Source organism: Prauserella shujinwangii, assembly GCF_003001955.1.
GTDB lineage: Bacteria > Actinomycetota > Actinomycetes > Mycobacteriales > Pseudonocardiaceae > Qaidamihabitans > Qaidamihabitans shujinwangii.
Genome location: NZ_PVNH01000004.1, coordinates 389,497 through 413,815, shown reverse-complemented (window position 1 = coordinate 413,815; position 24,319 = coordinate 389,497). Strand labels below are relative to the sequence as shown.

The 24,319-nt window shown below is 71.7% G+C and carries 27 protein-coding genes; 9 read left to right on the top strand and 18 right to left on the bottom strand.

Annotated features, from left to right (window positions below):
• Positions 1-22 precede the first annotated feature (22 nt).
• From B0I33_RS11765 to B0I33_RS11735, 7 genes are all read right to left on the bottom strand, one after another.
• On the bottom strand, positions 23-1,138 hold the full coding sequence (locus B0I33_RS11765) for a Gfo/Idh/MocA family protein (RefSeq protein WP_106178910.1): 1,116 nt from the start codon (positions 1,136-1,138) through the stop codon (positions 23-25).
• Positions 1,139-1,179: 41 nt separating this feature from the next.
• A complete protein-coding gene (locus B0I33_RS11760) occupies positions 1,180-2,232 on the bottom strand; it encodes a substrate-binding domain-containing protein (protein WP_106178651.1) in 1,053 nt (350 codons plus the stop codon).
• A complete protein-coding gene (locus B0I33_RS11755; protein ID WP_106178650.1) occupies positions 2,229-3,278 on the bottom strand; it encodes an ABC transporter permease in 1,050 nt (349 codons plus the stop codon). Before B0I33_RS11755 ends, B0I33_RS11760 begins: the two co-directional genes overlap by 4 nt.
• Positions 3,275-4,762 (bottom strand): sugar ABC transporter ATP-binding protein, encoded by a 1,488-nt coding sequence (locus B0I33_RS11750; protein WP_106178649.1) that lies wholly within the window; start codon positions 4,760-4,762, stop codon positions 3,275-3,277. Before B0I33_RS11750 ends, B0I33_RS11755 begins: the two co-directional genes overlap by 4 nt.
• A gap of 184 nt (positions 4,763-4,946) precedes the next feature.
• A complete protein-coding gene (locus tag B0I33_RS11745; protein ID WP_245900634.1) occupies positions 4,947-6,368 on the bottom strand; it encodes a glycosyltransferase family 39 protein in 1,422 nt (473 codons plus the stop codon).
• 158 nt (positions 6,369-6,526) lie between these two features.
• On the bottom strand, positions 6,527-7,396 hold the full coding sequence (locus tag B0I33_RS11740; protein ID WP_106178647.1) for an LLM class F420-dependent oxidoreductase: 870 nt from the start codon (positions 7,394-7,396) through the stop codon (positions 6,527-6,529).
• 89 nt (positions 7,397-7,485) lie between these two features.
• The gene (locus B0I33_RS11735; protein ID WP_106178646.1) at positions 7,486-8,031 is read right to left on the bottom strand and encodes a dihydrofolate reductase family protein; all 546 of its coding nucleotides are present in this window, start codon (positions 8,029-8,031) and stop codon (positions 7,486-7,488) included.
• Between the two features lie 130 nt (positions 8,032-8,161).
• On the opposite strand from B0I33_RS11735, the gene B0I33_RS11730 reads away from it, so the two are divergent.
• Genes B0I33_RS11730 through B0I33_RS11720 form a run of 3 tightly spaced genes read left to right on the top strand, consistent with a single transcriptional unit; the run spans position 8,162 to position 10,304 of the window.
• Positions 8,162-9,031, top strand: coding sequence for a sigma-70 family RNA polymerase sigma factor (locus tag B0I33_RS11730; protein WP_106178645.1), 870 nt, complete (start codon positions 8,162-8,164; stop codon positions 9,029-9,031).
• Between the two features lie 47 nt (positions 9,032-9,078).
• Positions 9,079-9,828, top strand: coding sequence for a class I SAM-dependent methyltransferase (locus tag B0I33_RS11725; RefSeq protein ID WP_106178644.1), 750 nt, complete (start codon positions 9,079-9,081; stop codon positions 9,826-9,828).
• Between the two features lie 26 nt (positions 9,829-9,854).
• Positions 9,855-10,304: a hypothetical protein gene (locus tag B0I33_RS11720; RefSeq protein ID WP_146147483.1), complete on the top strand. Its 450-nt coding sequence runs from the start codon at positions 9,855-9,857 to the stop codon at positions 10,302-10,304.
• A 104-nt stretch (positions 10,305-10,408) separates the two neighbouring features.
• On the opposite strand, the gene B0I33_RS11715 is transcribed toward B0I33_RS11720, so the two are convergent.
• On the bottom strand, positions 10,409-10,879 hold the full coding sequence (locus B0I33_RS11715; RefSeq protein WP_106178642.1) for an NUDIX hydrolase: 471 nt from the start codon (positions 10,877-10,879) through the stop codon (positions 10,409-10,411).
• 8 nt (positions 10,880-10,887) lie between these two features.
• Positions 10,888-11,631: a DUF5919 domain-containing protein gene (locus B0I33_RS11710; RefSeq protein WP_106178641.1), complete on the bottom strand. Its 744-nt coding sequence runs from the start codon at positions 11,629-11,631 to the stop codon at positions 10,888-10,890.
• 153 nt (positions 11,632-11,784) lie between these two features.
• On the opposite strand from B0I33_RS11710, the gene B0I33_RS11705 reads away from it, so the two are divergent.
• Complete coding sequence (locus B0I33_RS11705) at positions 11,785-12,114, top strand: AMED_5909 family protein (RefSeq protein ID WP_342750057.1); 330 nt, start codon at positions 11,785-11,787, stop codon at positions 12,112-12,114.
• A gap of 102 nt (positions 12,115-12,216) precedes the next feature.
• Here B0I33_RS11705 and lpdA read toward each other — a convergent pair whose 3' ends face one another.
• The 4 genes from lpdA to B0I33_RS11690 are packed head-to-tail and all read right to left on the bottom strand — an operon-like array spanning position 12,217 to position 14,935.
• On the bottom strand, positions 12,217-13,617 hold the full coding sequence (gene lpdA / locus B0I33_RS11700; protein ID WP_106178639.1) for a dihydrolipoyl dehydrogenase: 1,401 nt from the start codon (positions 13,615-13,617) through the stop codon (positions 12,217-12,219).
• 8 nt (positions 13,618-13,625) lie between these two features.
• Entirely contained in the window at positions 13,626-14,363 is a 738-nt protein-coding gene (locus B0I33_RS11695) for a lysophospholipid acyltransferase family protein (protein WP_106178638.1), read from the bottom strand.
• A complete protein-coding gene (locus B0I33_RS29920) occupies positions 14,333-14,506 on the bottom strand; it encodes a hypothetical protein (protein ID WP_181193256.1) in 174 nt (57 codons plus the stop codon). Before B0I33_RS29920 ends, B0I33_RS11695 begins: the two co-directional genes overlap by 31 nt.
• A gap of 21 nt (positions 14,507-14,527) precedes the next feature.
• Positions 14,528-14,935, bottom strand: a complete 408-nt coding sequence (locus tag B0I33_RS11690; protein ID WP_106178637.1) for a nitroreductase family deazaflavin-dependent oxidoreductase — start codon at positions 14,933-14,935, stop codon at positions 14,528-14,530.
• 330 nt (positions 14,936-15,265) lie between these two features.
• Between B0I33_RS11690 and B0I33_RS11685 the strand changes: the two genes are divergently transcribed.
• The 3 genes from B0I33_RS11685 (at position 15,266) to soxR (ending at position 17,100) form a co-directional block, all read left to right on the top strand.
• Positions 15,266-16,309: a LacI family DNA-binding transcriptional regulator gene (locus tag B0I33_RS11685; protein ID WP_106178636.1), complete on the top strand. Its 1,044-nt coding sequence runs from the start codon at positions 15,266-15,268 to the stop codon at positions 16,307-16,309.
• A 124-nt stretch (positions 16,310-16,433) separates the two neighbouring features.
• On the top strand, positions 16,434-16,613 hold the full coding sequence (locus B0I33_RS11680) for a hypothetical protein (RefSeq protein WP_106178635.1): 180 nt from the start codon (positions 16,434-16,436) through the stop codon (positions 16,611-16,613).
• A 25-nt stretch (positions 16,614-16,638) separates the two neighbouring features.
• Complete coding sequence (gene soxR, locus B0I33_RS11675) at positions 16,639-17,100, top strand: redox-sensitive transcriptional activator SoxR (protein ID WP_106178634.1); 462 nt, start codon at positions 16,639-16,641, stop codon at positions 17,098-17,100.
• Between the two features lie 157 nt (positions 17,101-17,257).
• Here soxR and B0I33_RS11670 read toward each other — a convergent pair whose 3' ends face one another.
• Positions 17,258-17,827 (bottom strand): TetR/AcrR family transcriptional regulator, encoded by a 570-nt coding sequence (locus B0I33_RS11670; protein ID WP_106178633.1) that lies wholly within the window; start codon positions 17,825-17,827, stop codon positions 17,258-17,260.
• A gap of 197 nt (positions 17,828-18,024) precedes the next feature.
• Here B0I33_RS11670 and B0I33_RS11665 point away from each other — a divergent pair, with 197 nt between their 5' ends.
• A complete protein-coding gene (locus B0I33_RS11665; protein ID WP_106178632.1) occupies positions 18,025-20,178 on the top strand; it encodes an MMPL family transporter in 2,154 nt (717 codons plus the stop codon).
• A 53-nt stretch (positions 20,179-20,231) separates the two neighbouring features.
• On the opposite strand, the gene B0I33_RS29915 is transcribed toward B0I33_RS11665, so the two are convergent.
• The 4 genes from B0I33_RS29915 to hisD are packed head-to-tail and all read right to left on the bottom strand — an operon-like array spanning position 20,232 to position 23,406.
• Positions 20,232-20,390 carry a hypothetical protein gene (locus tag B0I33_RS29915; RefSeq protein WP_181193255.1) on the bottom strand — a complete coding sequence of 53 codons (159 nt, stop codon included), beginning with the start codon at positions 20,388-20,390 and terminating at the stop codon, positions 20,232-20,234.
• Positions 20,391-20,990 (bottom strand): imidazoleglycerol-phosphate dehydratase HisB, encoded by a 600-nt coding sequence (gene hisB, locus B0I33_RS11660; protein ID WP_106178631.1) that lies wholly within the window; start codon positions 20,988-20,990, stop codon positions 20,391-20,393.
• The gene (locus B0I33_RS11655; protein ID WP_106178630.1) at positions 20,987-22,084 is read right to left on the bottom strand and encodes a histidinol-phosphate transaminase; all 1,098 of its coding nucleotides are present in this window, start codon (positions 22,082-22,084) and stop codon (positions 20,987-20,989) included. Before B0I33_RS11655 ends, hisB begins: the two co-directional genes overlap by 4 nt.
• Positions 22,084-23,406: a histidinol dehydrogenase gene (gene hisD / locus B0I33_RS11650; protein ID WP_106178629.1), complete on the bottom strand. Its 1,323-nt coding sequence runs from the start codon at positions 23,404-23,406 to the stop codon at positions 22,084-22,086. The genes B0I33_RS11655 and hisD overlap by 1 nt, the downstream gene beginning before the upstream one ends.
• Positions 23,407-23,505: 99 nt before the next feature.
• Between hisD and B0I33_RS11645 the strand changes: the two genes are divergently transcribed.
• The gene (locus B0I33_RS11645) at positions 23,506-24,306 is read left to right on the top strand and encodes a carbon-nitrogen hydrolase family protein (RefSeq protein ID WP_106178628.1); all 801 of its coding nucleotides are present in this window, start codon (positions 23,506-23,508) and stop codon (positions 24,304-24,306) included.
• Positions 24,307-24,319: the final 13 nt, after the last annotated feature.

The window sequence follows — 24,319 nt, the reverse complement described above, 5'->3', positions numbered from 1 at the left end:
TGTTCCTCCTACTTGCCGTCGGCTAGCTGTCCACTGCTTCCCAGCGCGAGCCGTTGGCCGCGCTGTTCTCCACCGCCGACAGCACGCGCTGCACCCGCAGGCCGTCGGCGAAGCTCGGGCTCGGCCGCTCCCCGCCGCCGATGGCGGTGAGCAGGTCGGCCACCTCGTGCGTGAACGTGTGCTCGTAGCCCAGCAGGTGGCCGGGCGGCCACCACGCGGACACGTACGGGTGCGCGTCCTCCGTGGCGAGGATGCGCCGGAAGCCCGCGCGCTCGGCCGGTTCGTCGCCGTCGTAGAACCACAGTTCGTTCATCGACTCGAAGTCGAAGCTGATGCTGCCTCGGGAGCCGTTGATCTCCAGCCGCATCGCGTTCTTCCGGCCGAGCGCGTACCGCGTCGCCTCGAAGCTGGCCACCGCACCGGAGGCGAACCGGCCGGTGAACAGCGCGCAGTCGTCCACGGTCACGTCCTCCTCGCCGCCGCCCGCCGAGCGGCGCTTCGGCACGAACGTGTTGGTCAGCGCGGAGACGCCGACCAGCGGCTCACCCGTGACGAACTGGGTGGCGTCCACGATGTGCGCCCCGATGTCGCCGAGCGCGCCGGAACCGGCCTGCTCCTTGCGCAGCCGCCAGGTCATCGGCGCCTCCGCGTCGGAAAGCCAGTCCTGCAGGTACGCCGCCCGCACGTGCCGCAGCTCGCCCAGCCTGCCCTCGGCCACGAACCGCCTGGCCAGCGCGAGCGCGGGCACCCTGCGGTAGTTGAACGCGACCATCGAGCGCACACCCCGCGCGTCGGCCCGCGCGGCCGCCTCCGCCATCTGCTCGGCTTCGGCGACCGTGTTGGCCAGCGGCTTCTCGCACAGCACGTGCTTGCCCGCGGCCAGCGCGGCGACGGCGATCTCGCAGTGCGTGTCGCCGGGCGTGCAGATGTCGACGAGGTCGACGTCGTCCCGCTCGACCAGCTTTCGCCAGTCGGTCTCGAACGACGCCCAGCCGAACCGGTCGGCGGCCTCCTTCGTCCTGCGTTCGTCCCGTCCGCCGAGCGCCACCATGCGCGGGGTGACCGGCACGTCGAAGAACCGGTGCACGTTGCGCCACGCCTGCGAGTGCACCGCGCCCATGAACGCGTGGCCGATCATGGCGACGCCGAGCGTCTTTCCGTTCTCGGTGTCCGCCCCCGTCACGAGTCGAACCCGACATCCATGTACTGGTCCACGTTCTCCTTGGTCACGACGGCGGAGTAGGTCGTGATGCTGGCGGGGACCTCGTGCTCGGCCAGGTCGGACATGCCCTTGTTCTGCGCGATCAGCCGGGCCATGGCGATCGCGGAGGACGCCATCGACGGGCTGTAGAGGACGGTCGCCTTGATGACGGAGTCGTCGGCCTTGATGCGCTCCATCATGTTCTTCGAACCGGCGCCGCCGACCATGAAGAACTCGTCGCGGCCCGCGTTCTCGATGGCTGCCATCACGCCGATGCCCTGGTCGTCGTCGTGGTTCCACAGCGCGTCGATCTTCGGCGCGGCCTGCAGCAGCTGCGCGGTCTTCTGCTCGCCCGTCTCCGGCGTGAACTCGGCGGCGACGCGGCGGGTCACCTTGAAGCCCTCCGTGTTGAGCGCGTCCTTGAAGCCCTGGCTGCGCTCCTGGGTCAGCGGCAGCGAGTCGAGCCCGGCGACCTCGGCGATCACCGGGTTGCTGACGTTGTTGTCCTTGAGCCGCTGGGCGATGTAGTAGCCGGCGTTGACGCCCATGCGGTAGTTGTCGCCGCCGATCCACATGCGGTAGGCGAGCGCCGTGTCGAAGACGCGGTCGACGTTGACGACCGGGATGCCGTTGTCCATGGCCTTCCTGCCGACCGACGTCAGCGCCTTGCCGTCGTAGGGCAGGATCACCAGGGCGTCCACGCCGCCGTTGATGAGCGACTCGACCTGCGCGATCTGCTGGTTGACGTCGTTGGTGCCCTCGGTGGCGTTCAGCGTGACGTCGGAGAACTGCTCCGCCATCTGCTTGGCGTTGATGGTCACCGCCGCCATCCAGCCGTGGTCGGCCGCGGGCGCGGAGAACCCGATGGTCACCTGCTTGCCGGGCTCCGCGTTGTCACCCTGCGCCGCGGCCTGCTGTGGCTGCTCGGACCCGGCGGGCTCGTTCGACGTGCAGCCGGCCAGCACCGCACCGGCGCCGACGCCTGCCGCGCCGAAGAGGAAGCCACGCCGCGCTAAGTTCGATCCTGTCATTTCTCGCTCCCGGTTGCTTCGGTTGGGGTTTCTGCGGGGCCTCGTGGTTTCGCCTTGCGCCGCCGGGCGGTGGTGTGCTGCAGCAGCACGGCGGCGACGATGATCGCGCCCTTGGCGATGTTCTGGATGTCGGTGTCCAGGTTGTTCTGGGTGAAGATGCTGCTCAGGGCGGTGAAGATGAGGACACCGATCAGCGTGCCGATGAGGCTGCCACGCCCGCCGGAGAGCAACGTGCCGCCGATCACCACCGCGGCGATCGCGTCGAGTTCGTAGAACATGCCGGCGGTCGAGGCTCCGGAGGTCGTCCGCGCGACGGTGATGATCGCGGCGATGCCGCAGCAGAGCCCGCTGATCCCGTACACCAGCGCGACGTGCCGCTTGACGTTGATGCCGGAGAGGCGCGCGGCCTCCGCGTTGCCGCCGATGGCGAACGTCCTCCTGCCGAACGTCGTGCGGTTGAGCACCACCCAGCCGACGGCGAAGACGAGCGCGAGCATCCACACGAGCACGGGGATGCCGAGGAAATCGGCCCCGAAGAAGTCGGTGAACCCGCGCTCGGTGACGACCTGCGTCTGCCTGCCGCTGATGCGTTCGGCGAGGCCGCGGGCCGACGCCATCATCGCCAGCGTCATGATGAACGGGACCACCTTGCCGTAGGCGATGAACATGCCGTTCACCAGCCCCGCAACGAGCCCGACCAGCAGTCCGCAGAGCACCATGACGAAGGGCCCGTAGGACTGGGTCGCGACCGTCGTCATCCACACGCTGGCGAGCGCGACGAGCGAGCCGACGGACAGGTCGATTCCCGCGGTGAGGATCACGAACGTCATGCCGACGCTGACGACCCCGATCGCCGCGGCCTGCCGCAGCATGATCGAGATGTTGCCCTCCGTGAGGAACGTGTCCGGGTTGGTCACGTAGCCGATCAGGCAGAGCAGCACGAGGACACCGGTCAGCCCGAGCAGCCGCACGTCGACGGGGAACGCGCGGCGTCCCGCACCCGTGGCCGCCGGTTTGACGGGTGGCCGGTCAAGTGCCTTGGTCACGCGGCACTCCCTTCCATAACCATGTCGAGGACATCCGCCTCGCTCAGCTCGCCCGCGGGCCGGTTCGCCAGCACGTCGCCCTCGCGCAGGACGAGGACGCGGTCGGCGAGGCCGAGCACCTCGGGAATTTCGCTGGACACCAGCACGATCGCCACGCCGCTGGCGGCGAGTTCGTGGATGAGCCGGTAGAGCTCCGCCCTGGCTCCGACGTCGACACCCCTGGTGGGTTCGTCGAGCAGCAGCACGCGGCAGCCGCGGACGAGCCAGCGCGCCAGCACCACCTTCTGCTGGTTGCCGCCGGAGAGCGTGCCCGCGGGCCGCCGCGGGTCGGCGGGCCGCAGGTCGAGCCGCTCCAGGGTGGCCGTCGCGTCGCGCAGCTCCCTGGCCCGCTGGCTGAAGCCGAGCGTGCTGTAGCCGGGCAGGCTGGCGAGCGTGGCGTTGTGCGCGACGGACATGTCCAGCAGCAGGGCCTGGCTCTTGCGCTCCTCGGGAGCGAGCCCCACCCCGGCGCGCACCGCCGACGAGACGCTGCCGGGCCGCAGCTTCTTCCCGCCGACGACGACCGTGCCCGCGTCGGGCCTGCGCGCGCCGAAGATCGTCTCCAGCACCTCGCTGCGGCCCGCGCCGACGAGCCCGGCCAGGCCGACGATCTCCCCGGCCCGCACGGTGAACGACACGTCGCGGAACTCGCCCGCGCGGGTCAGTCCCTCGACCACCAGCATCTCGTCGCCGAACTCGGCCGAGCCCTCGCCCCCCTCGCGGAAGGCGGCCTGGACCTTGCGGCCCGCCATCAGGTCGACCAGCTCGTTGCCCGGCGTCTCGCGGGCGTCGAGGTTGGCGGCGACGGTGCGGCCGTCCTTGATGACGGTGACCCGGTGCCCGATGCGGCGGATCTCCTCCATTCGGTGCGAGATGTAGACCACCGCGACACCCTCGGCGGTCAGCTCCTCGATGATCCGGAAGAGGTTGTCCACCTCGTCGCTGGCCAGCGCGGCGGTCGGCTCGTCGGCGACGATCAGCTGCGCGTCGTGCGCGAGCGCCCTGGCCATGGACACCAGCTGCTGGCCCGCGGCGGAGAGCTTGCCGACCTCGGTGTCCGGCGAGATCTCCGCGTGCCCCAGCCGCTCCAGCAGCGCGCTCGCCTCCGCCCTGGCCGCGGCCGGACGGGTGAATCCGTACCGCGCACGCTCGTGGCCGAGGAAGATGTTCTCCGCGACGGAAAGGGTCGGGATGAGGTCGAGCTCCTGGTACATCGTGGCGATGCCGCGCTTCAACGCGGCCACCGGCGAGGACAGCGAGACGCGCTCGCCCTGCCAGATGATCTCGCCCGCGTCCGGCTGGTGGGCGCCGGCCAGCGTCTTGATCAGCGTGGACTTGCCCGCCCCGTTCTGCCCGAGCAGGCAGTGCACCTCACCCGCCCTGACTTCCAGATCGACGCCGTCGAGCGCGCGGACGCCCGGAAAGAGCTTGACGATGCCCCGCATGTGCAGCAGGGGTGCACCACCAGCCTCTTCGCTCGGCGTGTGCAGACTTAAATTCACATCAGCCCCACTTCGTCCTTTGACATGCAAAAGTAGAGTGGCCGCCGACACCCGTCAAGACGAAGTTGATGTATCCGCGGGAAGACGCCGAGTTGTTATGCCCGGGGCACGGGGCCGCGCATAGGGCTCACCAGCCGAAGCTCATGTGCCGGAACTCCGGCCAGAGCTCCGACCACGGCGCGCGGATCCCCTCGCACAGCCACACGGGCGTGCCCTGGGCCGAGTTGTTCACGCCGTGCTCGTTGTCGAGGGTCGCGACCTGCCGCACCGACGCGAAGTAGCCGAGCAGGCGGTCGCGGTCGGAACCGACGAACAGGGCGCCGGTGGCCGAGTCCGGGGGCGCGCCGAAGTACCAGTAGCCCCGGCTGCCGCTGTACACCGGGGCCAGGCCAGGCTCGAAGTGCTCGATCGCCGAGGCCTGCCAGTAGTTGTCGGTGACGACCGCGGTCCGCGCCCGCTGGCCGGCGGGCAGCTCCCGGTAGGCGCGGGCGACGTCGGCCGCCACCTGCGGCCAGCCGAACTCCTCCAGCTCCATGTTCATCGGGCTGTACGGCTCACCGGCGTAGGAGGCGATCGGCTTGACCGGCAGCCAGCTGATCGCGACGGCGGCGGACACGGCGTAGACGGGGACGTAGACCCAGCGCCAGCGGGCGGGCAGGCGCAGGTCGAGCTCGACCGCCGCCGCCGCGAAGCACAGGGCGAACAGGCCGCCGACGTAGTACGGCCTGCCCGCGTTGAGCCAGAAGACGGCGGTGACACCGAGCACGGTCAGGCCGAGGAACCGGTAGGGCCGCAGGCGCGGCGAGCGCAGCAGCCACCACACGCCGAGCACGAACAGCGGCGCGCCCACGCCGATCCCCGCCTGCTGCAGGGCCATCGGCAGGAAGGTGGTGCGGCCACCCGCGAAGGACACCTCGGCGGCCACCGTGGCGTCCATCTCCAGCTGCGGCCAGCCGTGGTCGGCCTGCCACAGCAGAGTGGGCACGGTGACGAGCACGGCGACCGCCGCGCCCGCCCACAGCAGCGGCCTGCGCAGCAGCTCACGCGGGCCCAGGACGAGCGCGGACACGCCGAGCACGAGCCAGAACACCGGGATGAGGAACTTGACCTGCAACGCGACCGCGGTGACCAGCGCCGCCGCGAGCAGCAGCCGGTCGGCGCGCAGGCGAACCCAGCGGACGACGAGCCAGACGACGACCGTCCAGAGGAACGCGTCCACCATGTGCGTCGCGAGGATGTGCCCGGCGCCGGCGAGCAGGAACGGCGAGCAGGCGAACGCACCGGCGGCCAGCGCCTGGGCGCGGCGCCCGCCGCCCAGCTCGCGGGCGGTGAGGGCGGCGACGACGATCCCGATGCCGGTGAACAGCACGGCGGGCAGGCGCAGGCCCACCACCGAGCCGGGGAACAGGGTGTCCATCAGCCGCGCGAGCAGCGGCAGCAGGGGCGGCTGGTCGGCGTAGCCCCAGGCCAGGTGCCTGCCCGCGGACAGGAAGTACAGCTCGTCGCCGTGGTAGCCGTAGCGGCCCGCGAACGCCAGCAGCACACCCATGGCGCTGCCCGCGATCGCGAGGACGGGGAGTCGGGCGAACGGCGCGGGCGCGCCCGGCGCGGGCGGCTCGGGCGCGGGGGACGGTGCGGCAGCCGATCGGGCCCGAGCCGGCTGCTGTTCGACCATGCCGCGACCTTAGGCGACGTGGCGGAGGAGGCTCAGCAGGGCCGCGTGGCGCCCGCCCCGAGCGCCAGCTTCTCCGCCAGCCGCCGCACATAGCCGACGACCTCGTCCTCGGCCCGGTCCGGGAGGCCGAACACGACCTCCGAGACGCCCGCGTCCGCCCACCGGGCCAGTGCGTCCGGGTCGGGCCTGCCCGCCAGCACCGTGATCCCGGGCTCGCCCTGGCGGCCGTGTTCCCGCCACACCTTCCGCAGCAGGTCGGCCTTGGCCGTGATGTCCTCCTCGCCCGGCGTGGTGATCCACCCGTCGGCGGACCGCGCGATCCAGGCGAACGTCCGCGCGGTCCCGCCCGCGCCCACCAGTACGGGCACATCCGCGCCCCGCACGGGTTTCGGCCACGCCCAGCTCGGGCCGAACCGGACGAACTCGCCCTCGTAGGCCGCCTGCTCCTCCGCCCACAGGGCCCGCATCGCCGCCAGGTACTCGCGCAGCACCGCCCGCCGCCGGTCCGGCGGGACGCCGTGGTCGGCGAGCTCGTCGGTGTTCCAGCCGAAGCCGACGCCGAGCGTGACCCGGCCGCCGGAGAGGTGGTCGAGCGAGGCGACGGTCTTGGCGAGCGTGATGGGATCGTGTTCCACCGGCAGCGCGACCGCCGTGGCGAGGCGGATCCGCTCGGTCACCGCCGCCGCGGTGCCGAGCGCGACCCACGGATCGAGGGTGCGCAGGTAGCGGTCGTCGGGCAGGCTGCCGTCGCCGGTGCCCGGGTGTGCCGCGTCGCGGCGCACCGGGATGTGCGTGTGCTCCGGAACCGAGAACGAGTCGAACCCGGCCTCCTCGGCGGCGCGGGCCGCCCGCGCCGGCGTGATCCCCCGGTCACTGGTGAACAGCACGATCCCGTAGCGCACGGCACCTCCCGAACTAGAACGAGTTCTACCATACCGCGAGTCCCCCGTCCGGACCGCGAGTGCTGCGTTTCCGCTCGCGCGTGCCGCGGTCAGCGCGCCACGCGGAACCGGAGCACGTTCGCCAGCGGCGCCTCGGCCGAGCGCAGCCGTTCCAGTTCGACCTGCGCCCCGCCGGGCTCGGCGAACAGCCGGACGCCGTCGCCGAGCAGCACCGGGGCGACGCACACCAGTACCTCGTCGAGCAGGTTCGCGGCGAGGCACTGCCGGGCGACGTCGGCGCCGATGATGTTGACGTACCTGTCCCCCGCGGCGGACCTGGCGGCGACGACCGCGCTGTCGAGGTCGGTGCAGAACGTGATGCCCGGCACCGGCGTCGCGGGCGGGTGGTGCGTGAGGACGAACTGCGGGCCCTCCCAGCCGCCGCCGAACGCCTTGCCTTCCTTCTCGGTGTCGCCGCGGTGCGGGTCGTCGCCGCGGAACGAGCGGTTCCCCACGAGGATCGCGCCGATCTCGGCGAGGAGCGCCTCGATCGTCGGGTTCGGGCCGAGGTACCCGGTCAGCCACGACATGTCCCCGCCGGGACCCGCGATGAAGCCGTCCAGTGACATGGTCGCCGAGTACAGCAGTCTGGCCATGGGCACACCTCCACGAGTTCTGGCACTGTGGACGATGCGCCGGGCGAGAACTCATCGGTCCGCACCGGTCACACTCGCGGGGCCCGGCGGGTCAGTGTGCTGACACCGGAACGAAGGGCGACCGCGACCGATGACCGACAACACGTTCCTGACCAGCCAGTTCGAGCAGCACCGAGCCCACCTGCGCGCCGTGGCGTACCGGATGCTCGGCTCCCTCAGCGAGGCGGACGACGCGCTGCAGGAGGCGTGGCTGCGGGTCAGCGGCGCGGGCACCGCGGGCGTCGAGAACCTGGGCGGCTGGCTGACGACCGTGGTCAGCAGGGTGTGCCTGAACATGCTGCGCTCCCGCGACCGCAGGCGGGAGGAACCGCTCGACGTCCGGCTACCGGACCCGGTGGTCAGCACCGCGGAGAGCCAGGACCCGGAGCGGGAGGCGGTGCTGGCCGACTCGGTTGGCCTCGCCCTGCTGGTGGTGCTGGAGACGCTGAGCCCGGCCGAACGGCTCGCGTTCGTGCTGCACGACATGTTCGGTGTGCCCTTCGACGAGATCGCGCCCATCGTCGGCCGCACCGAGGCGGCCGCACGGCAACTGGCCAGCCGCGCGCGCAGGCGGGTGCAGCGGGCGGCGCCGAAGCGGGACGGCGACCCCGGCCGCGAGCGGGCGGTGGTCGACGCGTTCCTCGCCGCCGCGCGCGACGGAGACCTGGCGACGCTGATCGGCGTGCTCGACCCGGAGGTTGTGGTGCGCACCGACGGCGGGACGGCACGGCCGAGCACGGTGCTGCGGGGCGTGGCCGCTGTCGCGAAGGGCGCGATGGCGTTCACCCGGCTGACCGAGTTCACCCGGCCCGTGCTGGTCAACGGCGGACCCGGAGCGGTCGCGTTCGCGGACGGCGAGCCGGTGTCGCTGGCGGCGTTCACGGTGGCGGGCGGCAGGATCATCGCGCTGGACATCCTCGCCGACCCGGAGCGCCTGGCCCGGCTGAACCTGCCCCTCTGACGCACCAGCCGCGTGCCGACCGGGTGGCGCGTCACTACGGTGGGGAGATGCCGGGCCAGGAGGACATCTACGACCGCATCGGCATCGGCTACTCCGAAGTGCGCCGCACGGACGGCCGGTGGCTGGCCGCCGTCGAAGCGGCGCTGTCCGGGGCCCGTTCGGTGGTGAACGTGGGTGCGGGGACCGGATGCTACGAACCCGCGTCGACCGTGCTGGCGGTCGAACCCTCCGCGCGGATGATCCGGCAGCGGCCGGACGGTGCGGCGCCGGTCGTCCGGGCGGTGGCCGAGGCGCTCCCGTTGCGCGACGGCGCGGCCGCCGCCGCCCTCGCCGTGCTGACCGTCCACCACTGGAGCGACTGGCGACGCGGCGTCGTCGAGCTGCGCCGGGTATCGCACCGCCAGGTCGTGCTCACGTACGACCCGGCCCGGCACGCCGAGTTCTGGCTGGTGCGGGAGTACGTGCCGGAGATCGCGCGGCTGGAGCGGGCGCGGCCGTCGGTCCTCGACATCGCGGAGGAGCTCGAGGCGGACGAGGTGATCCCGCTGCCCGTGCCGTGGGACTTCACCGACGGCGTGTTCCCCGCGCACTGGCGCAGGCCCGCGGCGTACCTGGAACCGGGCGTGCGGCGGGCCTGCTCCGCGCTGGCCCAGTCGGATCCGGTCGCGGTGGAGCGCGGGATGGCGCGCCTGCGCCGGGATCTGGAGTCGGGTCGCTGGCAGGAGCGGCACGCCGATCTGCTGCGCCGCGACGAGCTGGACGTGGGTTTCCGGCTCCTGGTCGCCCGGCCCCGGTGAACGCCGGACGTGGTTTCCTGGGTCGCGTGCGCATTCCTCCACTCGACCCGCTGCTGCACCTCGTCGCAACGTTCGAGAAGCAGGGACTGGCACCCGCGGTGGGCGGCTCGGGACTGCTCGTCGCGCTGGGGCTGGCGGACACCGCGCGGGACTGGGACGTCACCGTCGACGCGGAGGTCCCGCCCGTCGTCGCTGCGCTGGAGCACACCGGGCTGCCCTACCGCGACGGCACCGACCACGACTTCTACGCCACGGAACGGCGGTACGTGGTCGACGGCGGTGACCACGACCTGGATCTGCTGGTCAACTTCGCGATCCGCACGCCGGGCGGCACCGAACGGCTGCCCGCCAGGGTCACCGGTCGCTGGCGCGGCGTGCCGCTCGCGGACCCCGCCGTCTGGGCGCGGGCGTACCGGCTGATGAACCGGCCGGCCAAGGCCGAGACCCTGGAACGCTGGCTGGCCGACCGTCCTTGACCGAGGCGGATCCCTGTGGGCGAAGCCGGACCGGAACGGCTCTGTGCCACGGGTTCACCACGGAGGGCGAAACATCCGAAGGAGGCACGGCAAAGAACCGCCGATCACGTAAAGAATGGTTCCGTTCGAACGTGCTGAGCGTGACGCAGCCTCAGACGTATTGACGGATGGACGTTCAGCCTTGCGAGCTGGCCAGGTTCGAGCCAATGCACTTCCCTACTCTCGCTGCTCGTGCGTAGCTCCCCACCGAGCGGCTTGGCGCGGAAGCAGATGGAAAACTCCTGGCGGACTTCGCCGTCGTCGTAGGCGATGACGTGGTTCGGGTTGGAGTAGATGCCGATCAGGCCCGTGACCTCGCACTCGATGCCGGTCTCCTCGCGGACCTCCCGCACGGCGGCTTGGCTCAGCGTCTCCCCTAGTTCCAACTGCCCGCCGGGGATGGCGTAGTAGTCGTTGTCCGTTCGGCGGATCATGAGTATCCGGCCCTGCTCGTCCTGGATGAACACGCTGACCGCGATGGCGATGCTGTTCGCGGCCGGTGCGTTCGGGTCGTTGTAGTAGTCCCGGCGGGCCATCGTGCCTCCTAGAAGGTGGCCGGGCGGGAGCGGGTCCAGGCGGCCTCGACGCTCTCCGAGTAGGTGTCGAACAGGTCCCCGGCCGAGAGCCTGCGCAGGTACAGCGACGGCGCGTGCGCGCCCTGGAACCCATAGACGTGCGTGTTGACGATCATCTCGTCGTCGAAACGGAAGATCGAGTTGTACAGCGTCGTGTGGTGGAACCGCATGTCGACGCCGTCGACGTCCTGCAGCGGGCGGTAGAATGCCAGCGCGTTCCGGATACGCGCGGCGAGTGTGCCCTCCCCGAGCTGTTCCTCCTCGCTGCGCAGCGCCACACTGTCACAGTCGGGGTCGCCGAACAACAGCCGAATCGTCGCTCCGGCCTTCGCCTTACGCGCCAGATCCTTGACGAACGTCGGCCGCTCCACGAGGAACAGTCCGGCGTGCACAAGGATGTCGACGTTGTGCTCGGCCTCGTCGATCAGCCGGTCCCACAGCTCGGCCGGAATCGCATTGCGGTGGGGGAACACACGGACCACCTCAGCGACGGCACTCTCCGCCTTCCGTTCCGGATCGATCGCCTGCGGCCAGAGGTAGCTTTCCGGCTCCCGTGTCATCGCGGCGATCTTGTGCCGGTGTTTCGGGTACGGAAGCCGCCCCTTGGTGATCCAGCGTTCCACCGTCTTCGGGTCGACATTCACGGCCTTGGCTACCTGGTCAAGCGCCAACCCGTTGCGCATCAGCGCGTCTCTGAGCCGCTCATTCGGCATGTCAACCCCAGGGGACTTGTAGGGACGTCTTCGAACCGTACCAAGGACGTCCCGAGATGTCCTACCTGGTGGTGATCACGTCCGCCGATCTCGCCGATAGTGGGGGCAGATTGCCGGGACGGGCCCAGGTGATAACCCCACGAAGGAGTTTCCATGGCGATCTCGGCCGGGAAGCGACGGCGACTGGCTGATCCGAAACGGCGAGAGGAGGTGAACCGCATGGCAGACACAGGCGGTCCCCGGGAGGTCCGGACGCTGATGCAGGCTCATGAGGCGCTAAGCTCGATCCGGCCGCCCGACGACGCCGCACCGCAGGTGTGGCGCGACTACTATCGGCGGAGCGCCGCCACCTACGCGCGGGTAGCTGAGATCGACCGGGGCCATCACCACGAGGCGCTGTACTGGGCTGGCCGGGAGAGCCGTAAGGCCGACGAGATCACCGCGCAACTCATCGTGAGTGCTTCCGCCGCGACGCGTCAGTGAGCACGACCGAGGACGAGCCTGTTCGTCGTCCGCACCACGGGAAGTCGCCCAGCTTGGCCGGGACCCCTGCGAACCGGGAAACCAGCTCGCAGGGGTCCCGGCTCACATGTTGATCATGTGGCCGGCAAGGCCGTGGATGGCTTCCTTCACGGCTTCGCCGAGGGTCGGGTGGGCGTGGACGTTGCGGGCCACCTCGTGCACCGTCAGGTCCCACTGCTGGGCCAGGGTCAGCTCCGGCAGCAGCTCGGTGACCTCCGGGCCGATGAGGTGCGCGCCGAGCAGCTCACCGTACTTCGCGTCGGACAGGATCTTCACGAAGCCCACCGTGTCGCCGAGGCCGTGCGCCTTGCCGTTGGCCGTGAACGGGAACTTCTGCACCTGGACGTCGTGGCCCTCCGCACGCGCCTGCTCCTCGGTGAGCCCGAAGCTGGCGATCTGCGGCTGGCAGTAGGTGGCGCGCGGGATCATCCGGTAGTCGAGCTCCATCGTCTCCGCGTCGGCGATGGTCTCGGCGGCGACGATGCCCATCGACTCGGCGGCGTGCGCGAGCATCAGCTTCGCCGTGACGTCGCCGATCGCGAAGATGTGCGGCACGCTCGTGCGGCAGCGGCCGTCCACGTCGATCGCACCGCGCTCGGTGAGCCGAACGCCGGTGTTCTCCAGCCCGTATCCGTCCACATTGGGCTGGAATCCGATGGCCTGTAAAACCTTGTCGGCCTCGATGGTCTGCTGCTCACCGTCCTGGGACACGGTGACCCGCACCTGCGGACCGTGGTCCTCGATGGACTCCACGCGGGTGGAGGTGAACACGTCGATACCCAGCCTGCGGTAGCGCCGCGCCAGCTCGGCCGACACCTCCTCGTCCTCCAGGGGCACCATGCGATCCATGAACTCGACGATGGTGACCTTGACGCCGTAGTTGTGCAGCACGTACGCGAACTCGACGCCGATCGCGCCCGCACCGGCGATCACGATGCTCTCCGGCAGTTCCGCGGCGAGGATCTGTTCCTCGTACGTCACCACCCGCTCGGTCAGCGACGTCCCGGGCAGCAGCTTCGCCGAGGCGCCGGTCGCGATGATGCAGTGGTCGAACGTGACCGTCTCGGTCTCCCCGCTCGCCCGCCGCACCTCGATCGACCTGTCGCCTGTGAACGTGCCCCTGCCCTCGAACTGCGTGATCGCGTTCTTCTTCATCAGGTAGTGCACGCCCTTGACGCGCCCGTCGGCCACCTTGCGGCTGCGCTGGAAGGCGGCCAGGTAGTCGAACGTCACCTCGCCGTCGACCTGGATGCCGAACGTCCGGGCCTCCCTGGTGAACAGGTGGGCCAGCTCGGCGTTCCGCAGCAGGGCCTTCGACGGGATGCAGCCGACGTTCAGGCACACCCCGCCCCAGTAGCGTTCCTCGATGATCGCGGTGTCGTAGCCCAGCTGCGCCGCCCGGACGGCCGCGGTGTAGCCGCCCGGGCCGGCACCCAGCACCACAACGTCGAAGTGTTCGCTCATGGCCGGGATTATGCCTTCACCTGTTCGGGTGGCGGGGACTCCCCGCGCACCTCGGCGAGCAGGACTGTGATGGCTGTCATGATGCGCGTCGTCGCCTCCCGCAACTGCGAGGCCGACGGCTTGGGCCCCGCCAGGTCGGACAGGTCCACAGGCGGGCCCGCGAGCAGCTCGACCCTCCGCCGCGGCCGCAGCCGGGGCCACCGCGCGCCGTCCGGCAGGACGTGGTGCGTGCCCCAGTTCGCGACCGGGACCACGGGCGCGCCGGTGGTGAGCGCGATCCGCGCGAGCCCGGTCTTGCCCTGCATCGGCCACTCGTCGGCGCGGTCGGAGAACGTCCCCTCGGGGAACACCACCACGCAGTCGCCCTCGCGCACCGCGGCCACCACGTCCCGGTACGAGTCGAGCGCGCTGGCCCTTCCCCGGTGCACCGGGATGTGCCTTCCCGACCGCATCACGGCGCGGACCACCGGCACCCGCCACAGCACCGCCTTGGCGAGGAATCGGGGCACCCGCCCGGCGACCAGGCAGAACGCGGTGACGGTGATCGGGTCGGCGTTGGACAGGTGGTTGCTCGCGATCAGCGCCCCGCCGGTGCGGGGGACGTGCCGCGTGCCGCCCACCCGCAACCGCGTCGCCAGCGTGAGCAGCGGCCACAGGACGTCGATGGCGAGGCCGAACCAGAAGCCGCGCCCACGGCGGGGCAGCCCACGCGGGCTCAGCGGTCGGAGTCGGCTTCGATCGGCCAGCCCGCCGCCTCCCGCACGATCCGCTGCGCTCTGACCAGGCCCGGAAGCTCGGCGGGGTTCAGCTCGCCCCGTTCGGCCTGGTGCTGCGCCTCCGCCAGCTTGGCCAGCAGACCGGCGACGTCGACGGTGGACTGCCGCGCCATGGTCGCCCCCTTCGTCCGGAGTCAGGCCACACGCTCCAGTATGACGACCGGAATGTCCCTGTCAGTCTTTTTCTGGTATTCGTCGTAGTCCGGCCACACGCGGACCATCTTGGGCCACAGCCGCGCCTTCTCCTCCGGCGTCGCGGTGCGTGCCTTCGCGGGGAAGCGGTCGGCCCGCACCTGCACCTGCACGTCGGGGTCCTGCTGGAGGTTGAGGTACCAGCCGGGGTGCGAGTCGGCCCCGCCCTTGGACGCCACGACGACGTAGTCGCCGTCGTGCTCCTGGTAGATCAGGGCGAACTTGCGGGGCTCCCCCGTCCGGCGGCCCTTCATGGTGAGCACGAGGCAGGGCGCGCCGCCCTCCCAGTCGTGCCCGACCTCCCCGTCGGTCTCCTCGTAGCGCCGGACGTGTTCGTCACCGAAAAGCATCCACTCGTTCCCTTCACCGAAGGTGCGGTCACTGATCAGGATGCCAGGAATCGACGGGACCGGCTCCCCCGCCGTCCGGTTCCTTTGTGGAGAGTCACGGGAGGTACCTTCGGCGGGATGCCGACCCGACCCGATGTCACCGAGGGTGCCCGACAGTCACCATCCGTGATCGGTCCTGCCCTCCGTTTCCGGCGAGCGCGGAAACCCGGACCGAACCGGTGAAAGCGGATCTGAATGCGCTTTCTGAATGCGCTTTCAGGTACAGTGGGACGGTCGGAGCGGTCCGGCCCAGGACGATGCCGTACCCCCTCCCCAGGCACAGGAGACAGCATGGAAGCCCGCCCGCACGTGACGCTGGAGGACGTGGCCCGGGCTGCCGAGGTGTCCCTGGCCACGGCCTCCAGGGCGCTCAACGGCACCACGAAGGTCCGTGCCGACCTGCGCGACCGGGTGTTCGCGGCCGCCGAACGGCTGGCCTACACGCCGAACGCGCACGCGCAGGCGCTCGCGGGCGCCTCGCACCGGACGGTCGGGGTGATCTGCCACGACGTCAGCGACCCCTACTTCGCCGCGATCGCGCGCGGCGTGATGCGCGTGGCCGGGGACAACGGGCTGCTCGTCATGCTGGCCAGCACCTTCCGCGACCCGCAGAAGGAGATCGCGTACGTCTCGACGCTGCGGGCGCAGCGAGCCTCGGCGATCCTGCTGATCGGCTCGGGATTCGAGGACCGGGCGTGGGAGCGCGCGCTGTCCGCCGAGATCGAGCCGTACCGGCGCGGTGGCGGGCAGGTCGCGGTGGTCAGCAGGCACCGCAGCCTCCGGGTCGACTGCGTGCAGCCGGAGAACCGGGAGGGCGCCGCCGCGCTCGCGCGGACGCTGCTCGAGCAGGGCCACCGGAGGTTCGCCGTGCTGGCGGGCCCGCGCGCGCTCACGACCGTCGTCGACCGGCTCGGCGGGTTCCGGGACGCCCTCGCCGAGGCCGGCGTGGAGCTCGCCGAGGAGGACATCGTCGAGTCGGCCTTCACCCGCGACGGCGGGCACGCGGCGATGACCGAGCTGCTGGCCAGAGGTCTGCGCGCGACCTGCGTGTTCGCCGTGACCGACGTGATGGCGATCGGCGCGCTCACCGCGGTGAGGGAGGCGGGCCTCAGGGTCCCCGGCGACGTGTCGCTGGCCGGGTTCGACGACATCCCCGTGGTCCGCGACCTCACCCCCCCGCTGACCACCGTGGCCCTGCCGCTGGAGGAGCTCGGCGAGCGCGCGATGGAGCTGGCGATCCGCGACAACCGGGGCAAGCGCAGCCGGGTCGTCCGGCTGCCCGGCGAGGTGGTGGTGCGGGCGAGCACGGCGCCGCCCGCACCCGAGCCGGAATAGTCCACTGTGGACATCGTTTGGCCGCCTCGACCAGGGCGGCGGCCGGTCGCCGGACCGGATTCGAGGTTTAACCCGGCCCCCTGCGGGTATACACTGTTGGTATCCGCTGCCTCGGGAGGCCACCATGGCCGACGACAAGCTGGAACGCCTGCTCAGGGCGTGGCGGGAGGACGTCGACAGCGAGCCCTTCCCGGTCATCACCGACGTGGTGCTGCCCCGGCAGACCCGCCGGCGGATCGAGGACGACCCTCCACCCCGCGACACGCCGACCTGGGACGACACGTCCACGCGAACCTCGACCTAGCTGTAAGTCCAGGTAGGCTGGGTGTGTGACGAAGCTTGCCGATTACCTGAGCATCGGACAGGTGGCGGAACGCAGTGGCGTACCTCACACCACGTTGCGTTTCTACGAGGAGCGAGGGCTGATCACGTCGGAGCGATCGGCGGGCAACCAGCGCCGCTACCCCCGCACCGTGCTCCGCCGGATCGCGTTCATCCGCGCGGCGCAGCGGGTGGGTCTCAGCCTGGAGCAGATCGGTGACGCGCTCGCCACGCTGCCGAGGGACCACGCCCCCACGAAGGCGGACTGGGCCAAGCTCTCGCGGAACTGGCGCGACGAACTCGACGCCCGGATCGACGCACTGCAGCGGCTCCGCGATCAGCTCACCGGCTGCGTCGGCTGCGGCTGCCTGTCCCTGCGCACGTGCGCGCTGCACAACGTGGACGACCGGCTGGCCCGGTTCGGCCCCGGCGCTCCGCTGCTCAAGCCGGCCACCGAGGGCGGCATCTGACCGCGCCGCGGGAAGCTCCCCAATGTGGCATCGGTTGCGTTGAACGCACCGAAAGCCACATCGGGTGCATCCAACGCACCGAACGCCACATTGGGTGCGCCCAACGCACCGAAAGCCACATTGGGTGCGCGCCTTGGGTGCGTCCGGTGCGGCGCGGTCAGGCCCGGCGCCGGGGGCGGCGCAGCAGCCGCCTGCCGATGCCGGTGAGGTGCTCGCGCAGCGTCTCGTCGTCCACGTCGGCCAGATCCGGCGAGCCGCCGGCCAGCGCGATGCCGGCCAGCGCGACGTGCACGGAGATCATCAGTTCGAGGTCGGGGTCGGGCCCGGCGAGCACGTCCAGCAGGCGCACCTTGAAGTCGTCGAGGCCGTTCAGCGTCCGGTCGATCGCGCGCACCAGGCCCGGATCGCTGTTGCACAGCGCCAGCAGCGCGCGATGACGCACCACCAGGTCCACGAATCCGGCCAGCGCGTGATCCACCCGCGCGCCCTGTCTGCGGTGGGCGGCCGCCGCCTCCGTGATCTCCAGCAGCTCGCGCAGCGCCGGGGCCGCCACGGCCTCCGCGATCTCGTCCTTCGTGTGGAAGTGGTAGTACACCGCCGCCTTCGTGACCCCGAGCTCGTCGGCGATCATCTGCAGCGACGTGCCCTCCACGCCGTGCTCGCGAAACAGCTTGAGCGCCGTCGCCAGCAGACGCGACCGGGTGTCCGCAACGGTGCCGGCAGTCATCGTCCTCCTCCATGAGCCAGCCGACACTACGCGGTCGCTTGCCGATCGGCAAACCCCGTACTTGTCGATCGGCAAGTTCGCCACTAGCTGTTCGGCAAGTCACATACTTGCCGAACGGCTTGGACGTGGCCTTGCCGATCGGCTAGCTTCGGGGGCGCTACCCGTACGAGTGAACGCAGCAGAACGGAGCCTCTGGCGTGGCACTACTCCTGTCCCGGCTCGCCCGGTTCTCCTTCCGCAGGCGCGGGTTGGTCACCGCGGTGTGGGCCACCCTGCTCGTGCTGCTCGGGCTGGGCGCGATGACGCTGTCCGGCCAGATGACGAACTCGGTGAGCATGCCGGGCACCGAGTCGCAGCAGGCGATCGACCGCCTGCAGGACGAGTTCCCGCAGGCCGCCGTCGGCGGAGCGACCGCGCGGGTGGCCATCGCCGCGCCGGAGGGCGAGACGCTCGCCGAGCCCGCGAACCGGGCCGCCGTGACCGAGGTCGTCGGCGCGCTGCGCGAGGCGCCGAAGGTCGTGAACGTCGCCGACCCGTTCCAGTCGCGCTCGGTCTCGCCGGACGGCCGCGTCGCCCTGGCGCAGGTCAGCTACCAGGTGCAGGCGTTCGAGCTGACCGAGGCCGACCGCGACGCGCTCATGGCGGCCGCGGACACCGGCCGCCAGGCCGGGCTGACCGTCGAGTTCGGCGGCGACGCCGTGCAGCCGATGCCGGTCACCGAGCCCACCGAGGGCATCGGCGTGGCGGTCGCCGCCCTCGTCCTGGTGATCACGTTCGGCTCGCTGATCGCGGCGGGGCTGCCGCTGCTCACCGCGTTGCTCGGCATCGGCGTCGGCATGTCGGCGATCTGGATCGCCTCCGGCCCGCTCGAGCTGAACTCCAACACCCCGGTGCTGGCACTCATGCTGGGCCTGGCCGTGGGCATCGACTACGCGCTGTTCATCGTGTCCCGCTACCGCCACGAGCTGCAGCAGGGCCGCGCCCCCGAGGACGCCGCCGCCCACGCCGTCGGCACGGCGGGCTCGGCCGTGGTGTTCGCCGGGCTCACGGTGATCATCGCGCTGGCCGGGCTGACCGTGGTCGGCATCCCGCTGCTGGGCGAGATGGGCCTCGCCGCGTCGGTGACCGTGGCCATCGCCGTGCTCATCGCGCTCACGCTGCTGCCCGCGCTGCTCGGGTTCGCGGGCGCCAGGGTGCTCGGCGGCCGTATCCCCGGCCTGCGTGGCCGCGACGGCGACCGGCGCGGGGTGGGTGCCCGCTGGGCGTCGTTTGTCGCCCGCCGCCGGATCCCGGTGCTCGTCGCCGCCGTCGCCGCGCTGGGCGTCGTGGCGATTCCCGCGTCCGGCATGCAGCTCGGCCTGCCCGACGACAGCACGGCCGCGCCCGGCACCACCCAGCGCGCGGCGTACGAGCTGGTCAGCTCCGGTTTCGGGGAGGGAGCCAACGGTCCGCTCACGATCGTGGTCGAGGACGCGGGCAACGGCGCCAGTGCCGCGGCGCAGGAAACGGCACGGCTGATCGGGGACCTGCCGGACGTCGCCGCCGTGACGCCGCCGCAGCTGAGCCCGCAGGGCGGCACCGCGCTGCTCACGGCCATCCCGCAGAGCGGCCCGAGCAGCCAGGCCACCGAGGACCTCGTCGAGACGATCCGCGACCGGACCGGCGACCACGTGGCCGTCACGGGGCAGACGGCGATGAACATCGACGTCTCGCAGACGATGTCGGACGCGCTGCTGCCCTATCTCGCACTCATCGTCGGGCTCGCGTTCGTGCTGCTGACCCTGGTGTTCCGCTCGCTGGTGGTGCCGCTCAAGGCCACCGTCGGCTTCCTCGGCTCCGTCGTGGCGACGTTCGGCGCCGTGGTGGCGGTGTTCCAGTGGGGCTGGCTGTCCGACGTGCTCGGCGTCGAGACCACCGGACCGATCATGAGCATGCTGCCGATCCTGCTGATCGGTGTCCTGTTCGGGCTCGCGATGGACTACCAGGTCTTCCTCGTCACCCGCATGCGCGAGGAACACGTGCACGGCGCGGACCCGGACACGGCGATGATCACCGGTTTCCGGCACGGCTCCCGGGTCGTCGTCGCGGCCGCTCTGATCATGATCAGCGTGTTCGCCGGGTTCGTGCTCGCCCAGGACACGCTCATCCAGTCGATCGGGTTCGCCCTCGCGTTCGGCGTCGCGGTGGACGCGTTCGTGGTGCGGATGACGATCGTGCCCGCGGTGATGTCGCTGCTCGGCAGGAGCGCCTGGTGGCTGCCCGCGTGGCTGGGCCGGGTGCTGCCGAACCTCGACGTCGAGGGCGAGCGGCTCGGCGGGCGCCGGCCGGACCGGACGCTCGAACCCGTCTGAGTCGCGCGCCCGGACGTCACGAGCCACTCATGACAGTTCCGGAACCGGTCTGATCAGCTCACCAGCCAGGCGACGCCACCGCCGACCGCGAGCGCCGCGGCGACCCCCAGGGCCACCGCGAGCCCTCGCGCCGTCTTCCAGGTGCTGTAGACACCGCCGGCCAGGAACCCGGCGACCGCGAACAGCAGGACGGCGACCCACTCACCGGACACCTAGAGCACACCCTTCGTGGAGGGGATCCCGCCTGCCCTGGGGTCGGCCTCGGTGGCGGCCCGCAGCGCCCGCGCGACGGCCTTGTACTGGGCCTCCGCGATGTGGTGCGGGTCGCGGCCGTGCAGCACCCGCACGTGCAGCGCGATCTGCGCGTGGAAGGACAGCGAGTCGAACACGTGCCGGTTCAGCACGAACGGGTAGTTGCCGCCGATGGTGAACGTGGTGAACTCGGCGGGCTCGCCAACGTGCACGCAGTAGGGCCTGCCGGAGACGTCGATCGCGGCGTGCGCGAGTGTCTCGTCCATCGGGATCCACGCGTCGCCGAAGCGGCGGATGCCCTTCTTGTCGCCGAGCGCGTCCCGGATCGCCTGGCCGAGCACGATCGCGGTGTCCTCCACCGTGTGGTGGGCGTCGATGTGGACGTCGCCCTCGGCCTCGATCCGCAGGTCCAGCGACCCGTGCACGCCGAACGAGTGCAGCATGTGGTCGTAGAACGGAACACCCGTGCTCACCTCGACCCGGCCGGTGCCGTCGAGGTCGACCTCGACGCGGATCGACGACTCCTTGGTGGTGCGCTCCACCTTGCCGACGCGGCTCACCGCGCCACCTCCTTGCTCGCCTCCAGGAAGGCGTCGTTCTCCTCCGGCGTGCCGATGCTGACACGGAGGTGTCCCTCGATGCCGACGTCGCGGATCAGCACGCCGTGGTCCAGATAGGACCGCCAGGCCGCCGCCGCGTCGCCGAACCGTCCGAACAGGATGAAGTTGGCGTCGCTCGGCACGGGCGCGAAGCCGAGCCCCTGCAGGGACTCCGCCACGCGGTCGCGCTCGGCGGCGAGCTTCGCCACCGAGGCCAGCGTCTCCACCGCGTGGCGCAGCGCGGCACGGGCGGCGGCCTGCGTCAGCACCGAGAGGTGGTACGGCAGGCGCACCAGCTGCAGGGCGTCGACGACGGCGGGCGCCGCGGCGAGGTAGCCGAGCCTGCCGCCCGCGAACGCGAACGCCTTGCTCATCGTGCGCGACACCACCAGCTTCGCGGGGAACTCGGCCAGCAGGCGCACCGCGCTCGGCTGGGCGGAGAACTCCGCGTAGGCCTCGTCCACCACCACGATCCCGGGCGCGGCCCGCAGCACCGCCGCCAGCTCGTCCAGCGGGATCGACCCGCCCGTGGGGTTGTTCGGGCTGGTGACGAACACGACGTCCGGCTGCCGCTCGGCGACCAGCCCCGCCGCGCGGCCCGTGTCGAGGCTGAAGTCGTCCCGGCGCGGCGCGGGCAGCCACTCGGTGCGGGTTCCCGCCGCGATGATCGGGTGCATCGAGTACGACGGCTCGAAACCGAGCGCCGTGCGGCCCGGCCCGCCGAAGGCCTGCAGCAGCTGCTGCAGGATCTCGTTGGAGCCGTTGGCCGCCCACACGTTCCGCTCGGTCAGCGGCACCCGCGCCGACCGCGAGAGGTACGCGGCGAGGTCGGCGCGCAGCGCGAGCGCGTCCCGGTCGGGGTAGCGGTGCAGTGCCGTGGCCGCCTCCCGGACGGCGTCGGTCACGTCCTGGACCAGCGCATCCGGCGGCGGGTACGGGTTCTCGTTGGTGTTGAGCCGGACCGGGACGTCGAGCTGCGGGGCGCCGTAGGGGCTGCGCCCGCGCAGGTCCTCGCGCAGCGGCAGGTCCGCCAGCGTCACCTCGTCCTGTCCCATCACCGCTCCCCGGGGAACCGGGCCGTGACGGCCTCGCCGTGTGCGGGCAGGTCCTCGGCGTCGGCCAGCGCCACCACCTTGCCCGCCACGTCGCGCAGTGCCTCGGCGCTGTAGTCGACGACGTGGATGCCGCGCAGGAAGCTCTGCACGGACAGGCCCGACGAGTGCCGCGCGTAACCCCCGGTGGGCAGCACGTGGTTGGACCCGGCGCAGTAGTCGCCGAGTGACACGGGCGCGTACGGGCCGACGAAGACGGCGCCCGCGTTGCGCACGCGGGCCGCGACCGCGCGCGCGTCCGCCGTCTGGATCTCCAGGTGCTCGGCGGCGTAGGCGTCGACCACGGTGAGCCCGTCCTCCACTGTGGACACCAAGACGGTGCCGGACTGCTTGCCACGCAGCGCCTGCTCGATCCGCTCGGTGTGCTTGGTGGCGGCCACGCGGCGCGCGAGCTCGGCGTCGACGGCGTCGGCGAGCGCCTCCGAGGTGGTGACGAGCACGCTCGCGGCGAGCGGGTCGTGCTCCGCCTGGCTGACGAGGTCGGCCGCGACGTGCGCCGGGTCGGCGGTGTCGTCGGCGAGGACGGCGATCTCGGTGGGCCCGGCCTCGGAGTCGATGCCGATGAGGCCGCGCAGCATCCGCTTGGCCGCGGTGAGGTAGACGTTGCCCGGCCCGGTCACCATGTCGACCGGCTCCAGCGGGCTGCCGTCGGTGTCGGTGCCGCCGTAGGCCAGCAGCGCGACCGCCTGCGCGCCGCCCGCGGCCCACACCTCGTCCACCTCGAGCAGCGCGGCCGCGGCGAGGATCGTCGGGTGCGGCAGCCCGCCGAACTCGGCCTGCGGCGGCGAGCACACGACCAGCGAGCCCACCCCGGCGGCCTGCGCGGGCACGACGTTCATCACGACGCTCGACGGGTACACCGCCAGCCCGCCCGGCGCGTACAGGCCGACGCGGGACACCGGCACCCAGCGCTCGGTGACCGTGCCGCCGGGCACGACCTGGGTCGTGACGTCGGTGCGGCGCTGGTCGGCGTGCACCCGGCGGGCGCGGGCGATCGATTCCTCCAGCGCCTCCCTGACCGCCGTGTCCAGCTCACCCAGCGCGCGGTCCAGCACGGCGGCGGGCACGCGCACGGCCCCGGGGCGCACGCGGTCGAACCGCTCCGTGTACTCGAGCACGGCCTCGACCCCGCGGTCGCGCACGTCCTCGACCACCGGGCGCACCTGATGCAGCACCGCGTCCACGTCGGTCTCGGCGCGCGGCAGCGTGGCGCGCAGCTCCACGGGCGACGGGACGCGACCTCGCAGGTCGGTGCGGTTCAGCATGGGCTCAAGGGTACGAGGTCGCCGTCCGGGGCGGACCGACGGTGCCGGGCGGCGGCATACTGCGCACAGGCGAGGGACGGCCGTGCGAAGGAGGTAGCCGTGCTGCGTGTGGCACTGTGCCAGGTCACGTCGAGTACCGATCCGGACGAGAACCTGCGGCTGGTCCGTGAGTGGGTGGCCAGGGCCGCGGGCGAGGGAGCGCGGGTGGTCGTGTTCCCGGAGGCGGCGATGGCGCGCTTCGGGGTGCGGCTGGCGCCGCTCGCGCAGCCGGTCGACGGGCCGTGGGCGACCGCGGTGGCCGAGCTCGCGCGGGAGCACGACGTGCTGGCGGTGGCCGGAATGTTCACCCCGGACGGCGACCGCGTCCGCAACACGCTGCTGGTCACCGGCCTCGGTGAGCACCGGGGCTACGACAAGATGCACCTTTACGACGCGTTCGGCTTCCGCGAGTCCGACACGGTGGCGGGCGGCACGGAGCTGGTGACCGTCGACGTCGACGGGGTCCGGCTCGGGCTGGCGACCTGCTACGACGTGCGGTTCCCCGAGCTGTTCCAGCGGCTGGCGGGCCAGGGGGCGAGCGCCGTGCTGCTGCCCGCCTCGTGGGGCGCCGGCCCGGGCAAGCGGGACCAGTGGGAGGTGCTGGTGCGGGCGCGGGCGCTCGACTCCGGCTGCTGGGTCCTCGCCTGCGGACAGGCCGACCCGGCCGCCAGCGGCGTCGACGCGCACCCGAAGGCGCCCACCGGCATCGGCTACTCCACCGTGGCCGATCCGTTCGGCGCGGTGCGGGCACAGCTCGCGGCGGCACCGGACCTGCTGGTCGCCGACATCGACCCGGAACTCGCCGGGAAGTCCCGCACCGCGACGGGGGTGCTGGCCAACCGCCGCCTGACCAGCTCGTGAGTGTTTTCCGTTG